The 15,791-nt window shown below is 40.9% G+C and carries 15 protein-coding genes; all 15 read left to right on the top strand.

What is annotated here, in order from left to right; translation table 11 throughout:
- Positions 1-70 precede the first annotated feature (70 nt).
- The 15 genes from trhI (at position 71) to C3F35_RS25230 (ending at position 15,723) form a co-directional block, all read left to right on the top strand.
- On the top strand, positions 71-1,879 hold the full coding sequence (gene trhI / locus C3F35_RS25160; protein WP_015063127.1) for an IncHI-type conjugal transfer helicase TrhI: 1,809 nt from the start codon (positions 71-73) through the stop codon (positions 1,877-1,879).
- Between the two features lie 373 nt (positions 1,880-2,252).
- Positions 2,253-3,128: a hypothetical protein gene (locus C3F35_RS25165; RefSeq protein ID WP_015063128.1), complete on the top strand. Its 876-nt coding sequence runs from the start codon at positions 2,253-2,255 to the stop codon at positions 3,126-3,128.
- 58 nt (positions 3,129-3,186) lie between these two features.
- On the top strand, positions 3,187-3,564 hold the full coding sequence (locus tag C3F35_RS25170) for a hypothetical protein (RefSeq protein ID WP_022652171.1): 378 nt from the start codon (positions 3,187-3,189) through the stop codon (positions 3,562-3,564).
- Positions 3,565-3,624: 60 nt separating this feature from the next.
- Positions 3,625-4,611, top strand: coding sequence for a hypothetical protein (locus tag C3F35_RS25175; protein WP_022652172.1), 987 nt, complete (start codon positions 3,625-3,627; stop codon positions 4,609-4,611).
- 59 nt (positions 4,612-4,670) lie between these two features.
- Positions 4,671-5,723 (top strand): ATP-binding protein, encoded by a 1,053-nt coding sequence (locus C3F35_RS25180; protein WP_022652173.1) that lies wholly within the window; start codon positions 4,671-4,673, stop codon positions 5,721-5,723.
- Positions 5,724-5,761: 38 nt separating this feature from the next.
- On the top strand, positions 5,762-6,031 hold the full coding sequence (locus C3F35_RS25185) for a hypothetical protein (RefSeq protein WP_032610391.1): 270 nt from the start codon (positions 5,762-5,764) through the stop codon (positions 6,029-6,031).
- A gap of 71 nt (positions 6,032-6,102) precedes the next feature.
- On the top strand, positions 6,103-7,161 hold the full coding sequence (locus C3F35_RS25190) for a DUF3150 domain-containing protein (protein WP_233211681.1): 1,059 nt from the start codon (positions 6,103-6,105) through the stop codon (positions 7,159-7,161).
- 146 nt (positions 7,162-7,307) lie between these two features.
- Complete coding sequence (locus C3F35_RS25195) at positions 7,308-9,320, top strand: vWA domain-containing protein (RefSeq protein ID WP_022652174.1); 2,013 nt, start codon at positions 7,308-7,310, stop codon at positions 9,318-9,320.
- 70 nt (positions 9,321-9,390) lie between these two features.
- Positions 9,391-9,612 (top strand): hypothetical protein, encoded by a 222-nt coding sequence (locus C3F35_RS25200; RefSeq protein WP_015063134.1) that lies wholly within the window; start codon positions 9,391-9,393, stop codon positions 9,610-9,612.
- Between the two features lie 114 nt (positions 9,613-9,726).
- Positions 9,727-10,959 carry a DUF7146 domain-containing protein gene (locus C3F35_RS25205; RefSeq protein WP_103793445.1) on the top strand — a complete coding sequence of 411 codons (1,233 nt, stop codon included), beginning with the start codon at positions 9,727-9,729 and terminating at the stop codon, positions 10,957-10,959.
- 273 nt (positions 10,960-11,232) lie between these two features.
- On the top strand, positions 11,233-11,757 hold the full coding sequence (locus C3F35_RS25210; RefSeq protein WP_022652175.1) for a hypothetical protein: 525 nt from the start codon (positions 11,233-11,235) through the stop codon (positions 11,755-11,757).
- A 77-nt stretch (positions 11,758-11,834) separates the two neighbouring features.
- Positions 11,835-12,713 (top strand): hypothetical protein, encoded by an 879-nt coding sequence (locus C3F35_RS25215; protein ID WP_015063137.1) that lies wholly within the window; start codon positions 11,835-11,837, stop codon positions 12,711-12,713.
- Positions 12,714-12,780: 67 nt separating this feature from the next.
- Positions 12,781-13,716: a hypothetical protein gene (locus C3F35_RS25220; RefSeq protein WP_015063138.1), complete on the top strand. Its 936-nt coding sequence runs from the start codon at positions 12,781-12,783 to the stop codon at positions 13,714-13,716.
- A gap of 77 nt (positions 13,717-13,793) precedes the next feature.
- Entirely contained in the window at positions 13,794-14,714 is a 921-nt protein-coding gene (locus C3F35_RS25225; RefSeq protein WP_022652176.1) for a hypothetical protein, read from the top strand.
- 73 nt (positions 14,715-14,787) lie between these two features.
- Positions 14,788-15,723, top strand: coding sequence for a hypothetical protein (locus C3F35_RS25230; protein WP_022652177.1), 936 nt, complete (start codon positions 14,788-14,790; stop codon positions 15,721-15,723).
- Positions 15,724-15,791 lie beyond the last annotated feature (68 nt).

Consider the following 15,791-nt stretch of genomic DNA (forward strand, 5'->3'; position numbering starts at 1 on the left):
CAGCCTTGTAAAGAAAAATCCCTCTAAATTAAATCGTATAATCAGTGGGACTAAATATTCAGAGGCTTTTATGGGTAAACCAACAGATGAGCAAAGGGTCATCATTGAAAATGCAAACGCAAATAATATGGTTATTGCAGCACCAGGGTCTGGGAAGTCATTTACGATGATCGAGGCTGTGATCTCAATCCTCAGGCAGTTCCCATATGCCAAGGTTGGAATGGTCACATTTACTCGCGCTGCAACAAATTCATTGGCTGAAAAGCTGAAAAGTCGGTTAAGTAAAAAAGACCAGGATAGGGTGCTGGTAAATACTTTCCACGGCTTTATCCGGATGCAACTGGACATGGTCAACTGGAAGGGCAAGATGCTGATTAGCTCGGCACAGCGTTCTGTAATTCATCGTGCGTTAAAGGAGTCAGGCGCGCCTTTCCGTTACCCGGAAGCTGAATTTGCTATTGATGCGATTGGAAGGGAAATGGATACAGACATCATTTCAGTTCGCCATACGCGTCAACAAATCCACTTGTTCAACACATACCAGGCAATATGTCAGAAAGACCACGTAGCTGACTTAAATGCACTCTCACGTTTTGTCGTGGGCCAGATGCACTCAGGAAAAATGCAGCCACTAAATTTGACGCATTTAGTTGTAGATGAGGTGCAAGACACCGACTCGATTCAGTATGCCTGGATCGCACTACATACAAGGGGTGGTGTTAACACGAGCATCGTAGGGGATGATGATCAGGCAATCTATTCTTTCAGGGCCTCCGGCGGGGTAAAAATATTCCAGCAATTTGAAAAACAATTCAGGCCAAACATATTTTATCTAAATACCTGTTTCAGGTGTGAACCAGAAATTCTTAAGGTTGCAGGGGCATTGATTGAAAAAAATGTTTACAGATACGTTAAGGATCTGCGTTCAGCTAAAAGTGGTGGTGGAAAAGTTAATTTCCGCTCATATGTTGATATGGATGAACAGATTCAAGGCATCCTCAATCTAATTAACCAAGACCCAAATGGCTGGGCAATCCTTAGCAGAGGTAATGCACATCTTGATCAGCTTGAAAGCCTCATAGAGCAGCCGGTTCTTCGTTATGGAGGCAAGTCCTTTTGGGATGAGAAAGAGACGAGCGACGTACTGCATCTGATGGCTTTCTTTCGGCAGTCCAACGATGTTCGATTAATGAAGAGGGTGCTGGCGCTTTTCGGTGAAAATGAAGAAGTTTTGGATCAAACAGCATTTAGCATGAAAGGGAGAAAAGTAACTTTTGGTGAACTGAGCATCCCAGATGCAAGTTCCCTGGAAACAAGAACACTTCACTCAAACTTCACCCGGTTTACACAGGAGACTCGGGATAAAGTTGAAATCGAAAAGCGCTTCGCAAATCTGATTAAATGGATGGAATTGTCATCAATAAAAATGAGGACTCAGAAAGGTTCACCTTCACTGACACGAATTGCGTTAGATACCTGTAAGCAATGGGCTGAGAAAAATGGCTGGCAAAACATGATAAATCGAGCTGCGGCGATGTGTTTGGGGCCTAAAAAGAAGGATGAGGAATATACGCCGGATAAAGTAGTTTTATCGACATTGCATGGTTCGAAGGGGCTAGAATGGAAAAAAGTCATTATTATGAGTTGCAATGCTGACCAGATCCCAAGCAAGAGATCAGTGGGGCAGGAAGCGATTGAAGAAGAGAGAAGACTTCTATTTGTAGGATTTACACGAGCAGAACAACAGCTGCATGTAATGTGGTACGGTGATCCGTCCTTCTTTTTAAGCGAATGCGCCGAAGAAAAATTGAAAGAGGCAGCGAATATGAGAATAGAATCAAATTTAACAGAAGAATTTTCCAATCAGTATTTACAATAATGACTCTATGTTGTATAAGAATATTGAGCTTTGTATTATCGCTCCCACATTTCAAGTAACTGACAAAAGTTACTTTGCGCATTAAGCGCGGATTCAGCCGTGAAAAGCGGCCAGCTTACTTAAGCTGCAAGGCACCACCGGCAAAATGTCACCTTTGTCGCTGGTGCCTTTCCTATGCCCGTAAAAAGGCAAACCGAATTTACCAAATCGTAACTAATTTAGCTCTTGATTGAGCTATTTTCGTTGCGTACTTCTAATGCCAGAAAGTATAAATCAGGCGGTTCATAGCTTACGGGAGATGAATGACAGGCTTTGCCTTTGTGTTGGAATATTCCATTATTCCTTCCTTCTTACTATATATAGGTGACCCCAAATGTCTAAAAGCAAAGCACGCAGTAAAGCCCTTCTTCTGGCCTTCGCCGATCTGATTCCGGATATGGACAAGGCAGTTAACAAGAAGTTATTGGAATCTCTGATTATTTACTCAGGGCATGATAATGACCTTATTGTTATTTTGAATGAAGACGGACCAACTATAATTGAACTGAACTCTTTAAAATCGGTTTCTATGCTGGCCCAAAAGCTTTCAGCTTTTTCAACTTATTATCATGTAGAAATGCAGCAAATTCATGTCAATCCAATTGACTTTGAGAAGGCTTATAAGCTACTCAAAGAAGCACCTGCAATTCCCATGTTTAAAACTTTAGCTGAACTGGATAAGTTTTTAAATGAAGAGTTTGAAAAGTATGGGTTGAACACATTCCTTGATGTGGATGACCTAGATTATTCACTCGATAAATCCAGAGAGTTAAAAAATGATCAGTTGATTGCCTGGGTTTCTGAAATTATTGTGAAGCGCGATAAATTAGCATTGCGTAATCGCTTTAATGAAGTGACAAAGGCACATTATGAAACTGTAGATGCATTGTATGCAGCCGTCCGTCCCTTAATGAAAGAATTAGGTTTTCCTGATGAACTCATGCTACATACCTTTAGTGAATTGAGCGTTTTCGATTCCAAAGGCTGGGACCATGCTATCAAATCTAAAATTGAATTTCTCACAAAACGAGAAGCGCAATATTTAGATGACAAAATGAAGGCAGAAAAACGGCAGTTAACAATTGATGAACTTTTGACTCAAGTCAATAGCGCTAAAACAGCTAAAGAACCAAGACCTTTTGGTCAGACGTTTTGTTTTGCTGTTCTTGGCATGATGTCATTGATGTTCATTGTAAATAAATTTATTTAATCCTGTTAAGGGGGAACCCTGACAGGGCTTCTCTTTGATTAAAATGAGGAGAGAAGAAATGTCACATCTTGAATATGTTAATGAAGTTAAAGTGTCCGGGATAGTTATCAGTGCAATGGAGAAAGAAATGACTGACGGTAACGTTGGGTTATTAATAAAGCTCAAAAACAGAATGAAGACTGAAATTAATGGTGAAATCGCTGAGAGAGAATTTTCTATTCAAATCAAAGTGTCACCAGAAATGTATTCAGGCTGTTTCACTGGTATAAATCAAGGTGATGAGTTAATGGTCTCCGGTTATCTTGTTGTGGATATTGTCACGTTGGAAGGGAGAGAGCACCCTCTTGACTACATGAGAGTCGTTGCAACAAGTAAGTTAGCTCACATACCTAAACCCCCCAAGGGTTTTGGGCAAAGTAGCTTTAGACAGATCTGACATTTAAACCACCCTAAAGGGGAGAAATCCCTTCATGGGAGATCTCCCTTTGGAGGCCCCATGAAACAAAAAATTAGCTCGACATCATTTATTGGTAAACAAATGGATTTTTTCTCTATATTCGATTTTGAAGAAGAGGAAAATGAAATAATACCCATAGTTGAGTCTCCGCTTGAATATATAAATAATGCAATAGCCCAAAAGCAAAGCATGCAATCAGAAGAAAAACATTCTGGCCCGGAACTGGTGCCTCATGTGTCGGATGATGTTGCATTGCTAGGTCATTGTTCCAAATTACTCAACAATCAAATTCTGCATGGAATTAGTTTTGCTTCTGAAACTGATTATCTCTTCACTTTAGAAGAATACAATGCAGAATTAGGTGGTCTGGTTATCGACTGGGCTCCTGAAGATGTATATCAGTTATACGTCGTCGCAATGGAAGAGTCGTTGGAAAACGTTAAATATCTTGTCTTTACAAAATCACTCTATACAACTGATGAATTCGGAAATATCAAAGTGAATCCGCTTCTTGAAGCAGAAACACGTTGGTATATGTCGCAGTCATTTGAGCTTACATGTGCCACTCATGGTATAGATGCTATTGAGTTTAGGTCAGAGCTTAAAAAAAGCTTGTATGAATACACGCACAGTTTTGAAAGTGAAAATGTTAAATTATCTCAATATCATCAGGATAAAGAGATTATTTTGCATGATTGTAAGGAAGATATGGGATGGGATATCTTTTTCGACCGTGACTATTTATTGGCAGAAAATAAACTGGCAGTAAAATGGACTGATCGGGATATAATGGATGTCTATTCTAAAGCATTTAAATCAACAATTAATTTGTTTGAAAAACTTGTCGTAAATAACAAGTTAACATTAAGGGATACATCAGGTTGGGTTATCGTAAACCCTACATTTGAGCGCCAGTTCGAATGGATTGAATCTGAAGTATTCGAAATTGTAGGGACTCATCTTGGTTACAACGTTGATGCTATCAGAAAACAGATGGTTACAGCGTGTAAGATGACCTTCAACTAATATGCCACTGGCAAACATCTGCCAGCGGGCGGTGTTTGCATTTTACCGGAGTTTTAAAAATGACTAACGCCGCAACTATATTAGAAACCGAAAATTCATTACTGGAAGAAAATATTGGTAATCTGTTACCCGCAAATGTTATATCTACAAAAGCATATGCGAATAAGGAACAATATTACCTGGTTAAGGCCAAAGATTTGTTTGGTATTCCTGAAATGTCCGAGGATATGATAGTTCCAGTATTTAAACGTTTATCTCCACATCGTGCAAACCTGAATAAGGATTATATACCGAATGCTCGTATACTTGAGCAAGTAGTACAATTGCTCGTAAGTAACGATATAGATTTAAGTGTATGCCTGAAAGGGGAGTCTGGTTCTGGTAAGACTGAAATGGCAATGTACATTAGCCATATGCTGAATTGGCCGCTAACCATAAAGCAAATCAACAGTAATATTCGTGCTGATGAACTTGAAGGTGAGCGTAGTCTCATTAACGGAAACACCAGTTTTGTGCCCAGCGAGCTTGTAACGGCGTTTCAGGAAGGCCACCTCATTCTTCTGGATGAAGTGGACAAGATTGACCCTGATACCGCCGCGAAGCTGCATATGCCTATAGAGCGTAAGCCCTGGTCACTAGCCGCCAACGGTGGCGAAGTGGTTAATGCCAATAAGTTTACGCGGTTTATGGGTACAGCAAACACAAACATGAGTGGGGGATCTCGTAAGTTCGTTTCATCACAGCGGCAGGATGCAGCGTTTATTAAACGCTTCCTGATTGTGGAGATGGAAAGGCCTTCAGAGGTTGCATTAACCAACGTTTTGCTTAAACGCTACAATAGCCTGCCTATGCTGGTAATTGAAAAATTCGTTTCGGTAGCCGTTGCAGTAAACAACATAGGAACTGAAGACAGTGTAATGGATATTCGTCAGCTTGTGGCATGGGTTGGAACGTCGATGACGTTAAAGACCATGTCCTTACTGGATACGTTTAAAATTGCTTTTGCGTCGGCTCTGCCTGCACATGCCAGTGGTATGGTGCTGGAAGCCATCGATTTAAAACTCGGTGACGATAAGAACCGTACAATGGAGTATTACACTGCAAAAAAGTAGTTATAGATGGGACGAGTTATCAGAAGGCTGAATGCCTTGTGACAGACTTTGCTCATCTTTCGTTTTACGGTTTTTTGAGTGCAGACGGGGATGAAACTTTCGCGATTGCACAGGAAGGAAATCAATATATAGGTCTTAAGCAGCACAATAATGACTATTCATTTATTTGTTATCAAGATTGTGACAAAGATATGGAAGCCATGATTAAGGGCCTTGAATCAAAAGGATTCATGTATCAAGGAAGTATTCAATCGACGTCTGTCGAGAGTGAATTTCCTGGAATTCTTTTAACAACACTTGAGAAGTAATAATCTTAACCCTATCGGGAAATCTTTCCCGACAGGGAGGTTTTCCCATTTTTTTAATCTGGAGAAAACCTATGACTTTCAATACTTCTAAACTTAATAAAGTTTCCGCTAAGCAAATCTGTGATAACTTTGTAAAAGCACATCCTGATTTGTTGGAAGGTGCTGTTATAACAAAAATCGAAATCAGTGGTTGTCAGGGCTCTCGGCGTACCGATAAAATCGAACTGTCCTATGGCGGCGATGATATAACGGACCAGAAGAGCGTGTCTAAAAGTGAAGTTCGCTGGATAGACATAAAGGCACTGAGTTTCAAAAGCACTATCACTAGTCGAATTTCAACACTCTGTTCACGGTTGTGTATCCGCTATAGCAATATGTGGATTTTGCCTGTCGAAAGAATGGAGGAGTTTCTGGAAGAGGCACAAGAAATTGAACGTGAATTTCAAGCCGGTATCCAGAATGTGGTTGATAACTATGACACTCATATTCAGGCTGAGAAAGATCGCAGTCCGTTGATGTCAGATTTAATCGACCAGTTGAAATTAACGAAAGATGATTTTATTAAATCATTCCGGTTTAATCTGGCGCATTTCATTCCGTTTTCACCGATTAGTGTGGAGGGGGATGAAACACAGGACTTTTATCAGGAACAACTGATAATCGATTTGGCCGATGAAGCTATGAAGGTTTATGCAAAAATCAGTAAAAATGATAATTTGCGTTCCAGCACGATTGACCGATTAAAACAGATGCAAGATAAAATCATTAGCTTTATGTTCATTCATAAAGAGGCGGTTGTTCTTGCAGAAGCTATCAAGCACGTCATGAATAATTTACCCAAAGGCGCCATTTCTTCTCCCCGTGATGTTGCGGTGTTAAAGCAATGGTTCTATTTCATGAGTGATGCGTCAATGCTGAAACGTATTATTTCTGGTGAGCAGAAAGTAACAGATTGGCTGGATTCCATTACCCGGTCATTCAATATTGATTCACAGGATAATACGGCTAACTCTCAGAATGCTTTTGAGGATGATGTTTTTTCTTCAGCAAATGTGTTCAGAGAAGATCCGCTTGAAGAAGTTGAGAAAAACGCAGTAACTGCACCTTTGTCTGCTGTTGTCCCTGAATAAGATGTTTCCCTTCAGGCCAGTGGTAGTAATAGTGCTTTTAACAGCGAACTCGAACTGAACGGCTGGTGATTTAGTCTTGTAAAAATAACCCCAGATGGGTACTTCACCATCTGGGTGAGTACCCTTTATTAATTAAAGGTACTCAAATGAAATTTGATTTGAAATCTTCACCCCGCCATATTCAACGCCTGACGAATATAGCCAGCGTGATAAGCGGTATAAGTGGTCTTAATGTTGTAATAGACAATAAGGTACATACACCTTATTTCAACAGCGAAAAGAACGTTTGTGTATTACCTAATGGTGATTATAGCGATGAGAAATTCGTCAAGCTAATTGAAGGGTTTATATGTCATGAAGCTGGACACGGTCGCTATACAGAACATGAAGTATACCGTGAAGCTTTTGTTGGGGAACTGATTAATGCAGATGGCTTCATCAGTATAGATGATAAGCTGAACGCTGAATTTCAAACCCTTAAACAAAAGAAAATCGCATATGCCAGGGCTTACCGTCTACATGGACTTATTAATCTCTTTGATGATGTCCAGATGGAAGAGAAAACGGGTATTAACTATCAGGAGGCAAAAAAGCGCCTCGCGGTAAGTTATGCCTTGATGGTTGAAGCTGGGCGAATGACGGTTGATGTTTCTTCAAGCCCTCAAAACCCTGTTCAGTTTATTGAAATGTTCCTGCTTAATACATTGCGGGTTAACGTTCTCCAGCAAGAAGGGCATAAAGAAACGCTTGATCCATTTTTCGATTATGCAAAGAAAATCCTTGAGCCTGTAATTTTAGAAGTTGATGAGATTATTCATCAGGCTCTAAGTTGCAAAAGTACGCAAAATTGCGATTCTCTGGCGCGTAAAACCTTGGCTCTTTTAGAGCGTTTACGGGATGAAGCCAAAGAGAAACAGCAAGAAGAGGATCAGAATAAAGACCCGCAAAACGACACAGACAATTCATCTGGCTCTGAGAATGAACCTGATTCCGAAACCAATGGTGACAACCAGGGTGAAGGGGATGGAGATTCCGAAGAGCAAGACGATGATGCTGGTAATGGTAAAGCACCTATGGAAGATAATGAGCCGTCAGAGCAATCTAAAGGGGATGAAGAAAGTGCTGAGAGCGGTAACGGTGAACCTGATGGAGAGCCCGAAACCGATGAATCGGCTAACCCTGACTCGTATGATGCTGACGGAACTCCTTCCCAAATCGACAGTTCCAATGGAAATCCTTCCGATGGGGAAAGTAACTTTTCTCCTGAGCAGTGGAGTATCCTTGCCAAATTGCTGGATGATTTTCTTAACAGCGATGAGGAAAGTGAAGATTTTCATGAGGCTCTTGCAAATGAAATCTCCGTAATTGCTGCCAGTGTGTCGGATGAGGTTAAAGCTGAATTTGGTGCAAATGAGTGGGATCTTCCAGATTTGCTTATTGATCTGAATGTCTACAATGAAGCATTAAATATCAGTCAGACTCTTGGGGCAGACTTATCTGTTTTACAGCAGGTAAAAATGCGTGGTCAATTTAAAACCCGTGATAGAGGCTTGTCATTCGACATTAATCGATTGATCCAGTCTCCGATGGGTGTGAGGGATGTATTCCGGTCGCAAAGCGAATCTAAAAACCGGGGCCACGTCGGCTTGGTTATTGTTCGTGATATTTCAGGTTCTATGATTCTGGATCACCGTTATATCCACGCAATTAAGACTGACCTTGCATTAACTTTGGCGATTGAAGCTAATTCAAAAATGCACGTTGCTAATGTGATTTATCCGTTTGTCGACAAAGACTTTGAAGTTATCAAAACGTTTGATGAAAACGCGGAAGAGACGCTTTCAAAATTTTCACTCGGCTGTAAAGGGAATAATACCCCAACGGGTTCCGCCTTAATGGCTGCTGTAGAATTGTTACTTGAAAGCCAGTTTGACAGGAAAATTGTTTTCCTTATTACTGATGGTTATCCGACAGAGTCTGATTACACCATTAGTGATGTTCTTACGGTAGCTGAAAGTAACGGTATTGAAATCGCTGGTGTAGGCATTAAAACTGATGAGTTAATTGGTTTTGATGAGGGCACCTTCGTAAATGTTGATGATATTTCTTTACTGCCGAATGTGGTCAGTAAATTAGTACATCAAATTCTATCTAATTAACTCTACCCAATCGGGGCAAAATGACGCCCGGTTGGGTCGTTTTGCTCCCTGAAGGATTAAGGAGCAATATATGACTCAGATAAAGACTTACCGTGTCGAGTATGAAAAAGTCGGGATGATGCATCGTGTCCGTATTTTTGGTCGCATGGGTGAAGTTGTCAAAAGTGAATTGCCAAAAGAAGTAATTCTCCGGGATGTATCTATACCGGAGGGTAATGTAAAAATGGCAACATCAATGGTTGATGGTTTTATCCAGCGTCTTGAAAATAATGGCTTCAAGTCTGAAGCGTAATTGTTAAGGGCCATTATGGCCCTTATTCTTAGATTCTGCGTTGTGGGTTTCTCCCTGTTTTCTGCATCGCAGAGGGCATTGAGAAACCCACAATGCCAGATAAGAGAGAACAAAATGACTTATGCATCACCGGCTGTTAAGCGTACACCACATGAAGTATCTGAGCACTTTATTAAAATGGTTCACGCTCGTGTTGCGGAAGCCTCTGGCTGGCGCTATGTATTCGATAGAATACCGGCATTTAAAGATGATTGTGATAAAGCACCTAGCCAGGTTCCTTGCCCCTTCACCGGGGACGGGAAATCAAAGTTCCGTTTCCGAAAAAAAGACCTCTATACCGGTTGTGCTATTCACAATGATTTCCCTGTGAATGCATTTTGTGACGGTATTGATGTGCTGGCAGAGTATTACAAGTTGAGCAAAACCCAGACTTGTAAGAAGATCTTGACTGATTTCTTTGGTATGGATCTGTACGCTCCGTTAACTGATGCGGATCTCGAAAGTGAACGGCGTTATAAATCAACAGTTCGTGCAACCGAAACGCTTGATAGCGATGAAGTTGAAAAACGGCTGCGTAAACTTGAAGTGTTATATCACTATACAGGTGAAATCAAGCCAGGGAGTCCTGTGGGCATGTATCTCCGAAATCGTGGTCTTAAACGAATTCTGAGTAATCTGCCTAAGGATCTTGGTCTGAACAACCGACTTTACTATATGGATAAGTCACTAGAGAAACCGTCAACTTACCCGGGAATGATCGCAATTTATCGTGATACACGGGGACGTCCTCTGACAATCCATAGAACGTTCGTAGAGAAAAATGGTGATAAGGCTCGGGTAGAGAATCCGAAACTGATGATGAAACCGCCTGCCGATATGACCGGCGGCTCAATTCAGCTGTACGACCCACACTACAACTCAGGTACCCGTACCTGGACGTTAGGTGTGGCTGAAGGCATAGAAAACGCGCTGTCAGTAACTGAAGCGACTTCAACACCGTGTTGGGCTGCGAGCTCTGCCTGGTGTCTTGAAAACGTTGAAGTGCCGGATAGTCTACTGCCTCCTCCGGATGTGAAAGAAATACAGTTTTACGTCTGGGCGGATAAGGATGTTGTGAATTCAAGAGGCGCTTGCCCGGGTATGGAGTCAGCAATACGACTTCAGGCCCGAATGGAAGAGTTTTTTGCAAAGCGATATCCCACTTCAGAGCTGACAATTAAAGTCTTTGAACCAGATTTCGATATTCCTGAAGGGACGAAAGGAATCGACTGGAACGAAGTATTGAAATTAACAGGACCTGATGGCTTCCCAGTAAAATGGGCTCCTGAATGTCTTGCTCAGCTTTAAACCCGATAACTCCCCCGCCTTTTTAGGTCGGGGGGGGTTATCTCTTTAGTGTTTAATTTCATAAATACTAAACAGATAATTAGATTTCCTTCGTGAAAATCACCTGTTATTCAGGTTTTTTTTACGGCTGAGATGCTTGCTCAGTTAAATAAATGTGCGGTACATCTGGCTACGGTCGGTTGTATGACGTGGTATATCCATATAACTCAAAACCCCTGACGGGAGTATTACCGTTAGGGTGATGCTCATCGTTTAATATAAGAGAGCATTGTTATGAAAACTGAAAATCAAGACTTATTTAATAAGTTTGCTGCTGTGATTTCATCTCGTATCGTTGAGCAACCATCATCATGCTATTATCTTCATGATAGTGAAGTTGACCTTACGATTTTAAAACACAGCATAATAGATAAGGACAAAAACCTGTTGTATGTAATTCGCCCTTCAGGTACATGTTTGTTACGCTGTGATAAATATTTTTTTCCGAATTACTATCTTACCTGTCGTGGAGATTATAAAGCATTCATTTATGTGCATTTTAATCTTGCTACAGGAAAAGCGGAAGATATCACGTGGCAACAAGCTTTAGAAGTTTTGTCCAAACCGGGAAGGCCCCCATTGAGAGGTTCTCTTGGAAGATTTGATTATTTAAAACTTGTGGTTGATGATCTTCGTACCCGTGGTTATGCCGATTTTCTACCGGCATATAATCTGGATGGACTTCGTCATTTTGCAGTAAAGGATGAGCGACCATCTCTTGTCAGTTATATCGACAATGTCATAGCTCTTTGCGCATAAACATATCACATATTTTAACTACATCCCTGATGGCCAATCCCATCGGGGGGGCCCTCAGCATTTAACCTGGAGGCCTTATGAAATTAGCTACAGATCTTGTCAATGCAGTTCTGATAAAGGATGGTGTTGTACCGGTTTCCATTACTGAGATGCCTGTACAGTCTCTTGTAAATCCTTTGACACAAGTGCATCTCAGCCTGTACCTGAAAACAACGCATTTATCGCGGTTCGTCCCTGACTATGTCGAGACTCTGAAAGATTGTCCGGTATCGTATGATATCGGCCTTGAACTTCAGCAGTGTATCAGCAGTGCTGAATTGCTCTGCGAAGACATGGAATCGCTTGAATTTATCTCTGTATGGATAGAACTCTATACGTGTAATTCAAAGCAACAACGGTTTGAGGAAAGTAACTTTTCTCTTCGTTCCGAAGATATCGAGCTGGCTAAGATGCTAGCTTGTTCCCATGATCTCTTGATTAGCCAGGCTGCTTGTTTCTGGCTTTTATATTTTGATGACTTCATGAGATATGTGCGTAATAGACTCTGTACTTTACTCAGAGAAGTTTTAATACTGATTGCCGGACTGCGGAATGCATTCTTGCACCGTAATGAAGATCAGTTAATTAAGAGAGTGAAGTACGGGAATGAAATGCTGGAGGTAACTCTTAAAGCTATTGCACTATGTTCAATGGACCGGTATCTGAAATCATTTACCTCTTTACGAACAGAAGCGGCAGCTTCGGGTTTTATCAAATGTGTTAAGTCTTATATCAGTACAGGGTGGAGACATGGTTATATAGTCTGTCACTATTATCGAAATGGACAGTCTCTTGGTAAGTCATTACCACTTTTTATAAGTGAGACGTCTGAATACAGTATACAGAAACGAGTAAATCGTCTTATATCTTCCACGATATCAGGGCGAAATAAAGATTTAGGTCTTTCTGATTTCTGATTAACACTACCCATCTGGGGATTACTCCCCTGATGGGCGTAATCCCTTTTTATAACGAGAGGATTACATGAAAATTATCGAGAAAATCATTAATGCATTTCTGATGTCACGCAATCACGCTGTGAAGGTCAGCAATGTTATCTGCTTAACTGGTTGTGACGGTAAATTTACTGGTATACGCTGTGACGCCGATGTTTCATTTGATTTTCTTCATTCGTATGCTAACGCATACAGTTCAATATTTTTAGATATCCCGTTCCCTGGGTTCGAAGACCAGAACATTACGGATTGTGTTAAACGTCAGTTAGATGTAGTGAAAAATAAGCAGAATCGGTCTTTCTTTATTGACCATATTAGATTCCCGGTTACTGTCAAGGAAGGATTCACTCTACAGCGCGGTGGTAGTTACGACGTGACTGATAGTGAATATAACAAGCAACGATTGCTGCATTTAACTCGACATGGACGTTTTGGTGAAGACTATCTCACGTACAAAGAAGGACTGAGTCCCTTCTTTTCATTTGTGAATGTAGAATTACATGAAACTATGAAGGAAGGTATTCGTTTAGCACTTGATGTTTTAAATAAGATAACAACTGACCAACCTGACCGTCTTATAAAGGACTTTAAATATCATGACTGTTACAATAGTTATAATGTTCAAATATTTTGTAAGGGGTTGCCAGTTGATATTCTGGAAACGATGATCGCACCTGACTTTTTGTCATCCGACATGTCTGGTAGTCGTCAGATCATCAAAAATGCACGCCGCTATCTTAAAGGCTTTGCCCACAGTAATCGTGTTTACATGAAGTACGGTTGGCGCTTAGCGGATATCGACACGTCTGATTATGCTAAAGTCATGTCAGATAAAGAAATGCATGCCAGAGATGATCTTAAAATGTTTTGCGGTGTCTTTGTTAAAGAGTGCTTCGCATCCGGAAAAGATGAATACGAAGCCTACCTTCAAGAAAGACAACACGCTATTCGTTACGGGTATTAAAACTTATTTTCAACTTATCTAATCCCTGAGGGAACTCTTCCCTTGGGGAGAATTCCCTCTTAACCGAGGGCAATAAAATGAAAGCTATTTATAAATTAATTGAAGCGATGCTGGTGAAGATGGGTTTTGAAGGTGCTGCGATCCAAAGTGTCAATCTGGAAACCGGAGTCATTCAGAGTCTTGTTGTGAAGGTTGATATTCCAGTCCGGACTTTAAAACCGCATTTAATGCGTTATCTGCGCGACTGGGAGCCTTTATGGGGCCCTGACGTGGATAACCATCCTGTTGCACAATATTGCTCAGGAGCTGCGTTGTTGAAGGCTGGGCCGGTCACTCTTGAAACCTTGCAGTTTGAGGTTTCAGTGTCAGCAGCTCACCTGCGTCTTGTTGATGTTGAGCCAGACTGGCTGAATGAAGGTGTGAACCGTGAAAAACTGGACTATGTCTATTATCGTTCCAGCAATGCAGACAAGGATTTAATCCTTGGTATGGTTGAAAACGGTCACAATTTCATCAGCCATCTTCATGGCCAGTTACGGTCACGCTTATCTCAGGTTCTTCCGCTTATTTTCGCAGTTACAGAAAAGGTTGCGGAAAGTTCAGTTCCACAAGTGTTAACCAGGTTCTTCAGTGTTGACCATCAAATCAATACTCAGATAGTAGTTGAACCGGTACCCGTTTCAGTTGCAGACCAGATAATTTCTGCCAACTGGGATGTGAGTAGTATTTCTGGGGCTGACAAGTTCCTGAACCATGTTAATCGTTACCTGTCGGGTAGGGTGATGAAGCGGCGCATTTACGCTGTTATTGAATCTTGCAACGATGGCCCTTTAACTCTCGACGCGAATCTAGGTTGCTTTACTTCACCTCTTCTCGTCACTGAGTACAAAATGGTTCAATCGCATTCTTCATCGCTGTACAGAAAGGCTATAAATAACTCGCTTAAGCAAATCAATTCGTATGCTCCAGAGCATTCGGATGATCTGCTTTACATGTAATTAATAAATAACCCTAAGGGAAGCTCAATCCCTTTAGGGGATGCTTCCTTTATTCTTTCAAGAGGAAGTAGATATGTTTAATGAAAACGATGATATAAATTTTGTTAGCGCCATGCTTAAAAAACAACTTGGTCTGACAGTAATTCAACAGGATATTAAACTGTTTGATAAGTCTAATTTCTTTGAACAACTCTCATTCAAAGCAGAAGTGGCGACTGATGATTTGTTATTCTATCTTGATTCATATATCGAAGAGTTGATAAAACATAAAGCGCCGTATTCTGAAACCGAAGTTCTCCGGAATAAAATCAAATACCTTTTTAAAGTATATGAAAAGTCTGGGTTTCAGAAAATAACAATTCGTGGTTATCATAATGCGCATAGCACTATGAAATTTTTCGATATAGCAACATCAATATTGGCGGCCTCAGAATCGTTGCCTGAATATGATGAATTTCAGAAAGGTCTCAGAAAGGAAATTTATCAGAATAGAATGAGTGTTGACGGGAAAGTTCTTATTGCCCGGTATGCACTGAAGCAATTTTTCCATTCTGATTTTGGCGACTTTATCTATGAGTTTGAGAAAAAAATAACAGAGTGTCTATTTAATTCTCTTCAGGTTATCAAGTCTGTTAAAAATTCATTTCATAGTTTAGGTCAATATCAATATCACCGTCGTGTAAATCATGAACTGATGTTGCATCTTGAGCTGAACACTGATGAATACCCGGCTTGCATGCCTGATCTTTACATTGGTTTCAATGAGTCTGAAGGCACGACGGGGGCGTATTGCGATGATGAAAAACTCATTCGTCTTTATACCTGCGTAAGTTCCGGACACGATGTGCCGGTTATGATGAACGTTCGTTTCACTGGCAGTGATGGGAGTGTTAAGTGTGAATCCTCGCACGGAACCTTCTCTTCTGTGGGACCTTGTGGCCGAGTACAAATCTGTGACAGAGCAGCGTTGATCCATGAAGCGATTGAAGAGTTTCGGGACGGTGTTTAACCGGTCCTCATTCTCACCTCATCGTAAAAAGTAACTTTGTTCGACTAAATGATTGCGTTCACTTTCCT

The organism is Leclercia sp. LSNIH3 (assembly GCF_002935105.1).
GTDB classification, from domain to species: Bacteria; Pseudomonadota; Gammaproteobacteria; order Enterobacterales; family Enterobacteriaceae; genus Enterobacter; species Enterobacter adecarboxylatus.

Excerpts from the sequence above, each read along its gene's own strand:
- trhI (WP_015063127.1), top strand. The coding sequence starts at position 71 with ATGGGTAAACCAACAGATGAGCAAAGGGTCATCATTGAAAATGCAAAC.
- C3F35_RS25165 (WP_015063128.1), top strand. The coding sequence starts at position 2,253 with ATGTCTAAAAGCAAAGCACGCAGTAAAGCCCTTCTTCTGGCCTTCGCC.
- C3F35_RS25170 (WP_022652171.1), top strand. The coding sequence starts at position 3,187 with ATGTCACATCTTGAATATGTTAATGAAGTTAAAGTGTCCGGGATAGTT.
- C3F35_RS25175 (WP_022652172.1), top strand. The coding sequence starts at position 3,625 with ATGAAACAAAAAATTAGCTCGACATCATTTATTGGTAAACAAATGGAT.
- C3F35_RS25180 (WP_022652173.1), top strand. The coding sequence starts at position 4,671 with ATGACTAACGCCGCAACTATATTAGAAACCGAAAATTCATTACTGGAA.
- C3F35_RS25190 (WP_233211681.1), top strand. The coding sequence starts at position 6,103 with ATGACTTTCAATACTTCTAAACTTAATAAAGTTTCCGCTAAGCAAATC.
- C3F35_RS25195 (WP_022652174.1), top strand. The coding sequence starts at position 7,308 with ATGAAATTTGATTTGAAATCTTCACCCCGCCATATTCAACGCCTGACG.
- C3F35_RS25200 (WP_015063134.1), top strand. The coding sequence starts at position 9,391 with ATGACTCAGATAAAGACTTACCGTGTCGAGTATGAAAAAGTCGGGATG.
- C3F35_RS25205 (WP_103793445.1), top strand. The coding sequence starts at position 9,727 with ATGACTTATGCATCACCGGCTGTTAAGCGTACACCACATGAAGTATCT.
- C3F35_RS25210 (WP_022652175.1), top strand. The coding sequence starts at position 11,233 with ATGAAAACTGAAAATCAAGACTTATTTAATAAGTTTGCTGCTGTGATT.
- C3F35_RS25215 (WP_015063137.1), top strand. The coding sequence starts at position 11,835 with ATGAAATTAGCTACAGATCTTGTCAATGCAGTTCTGATAAAGGATGGT.
- C3F35_RS25220 (WP_015063138.1), top strand. The coding sequence starts at position 12,781 with ATGAAAATTATCGAGAAAATCATTAATGCATTTCTGATGTCACGCAAT.
- C3F35_RS25225 (WP_022652176.1), top strand. The coding sequence starts at position 13,794 with ATGAAAGCTATTTATAAATTAATTGAAGCGATGCTGGTGAAGATGGGT.
- C3F35_RS25230 (WP_022652177.1), top strand. The coding sequence starts at position 14,788 with ATGTTTAATGAAAACGATGATATAAATTTTGTTAGCGCCATGCTTAAA.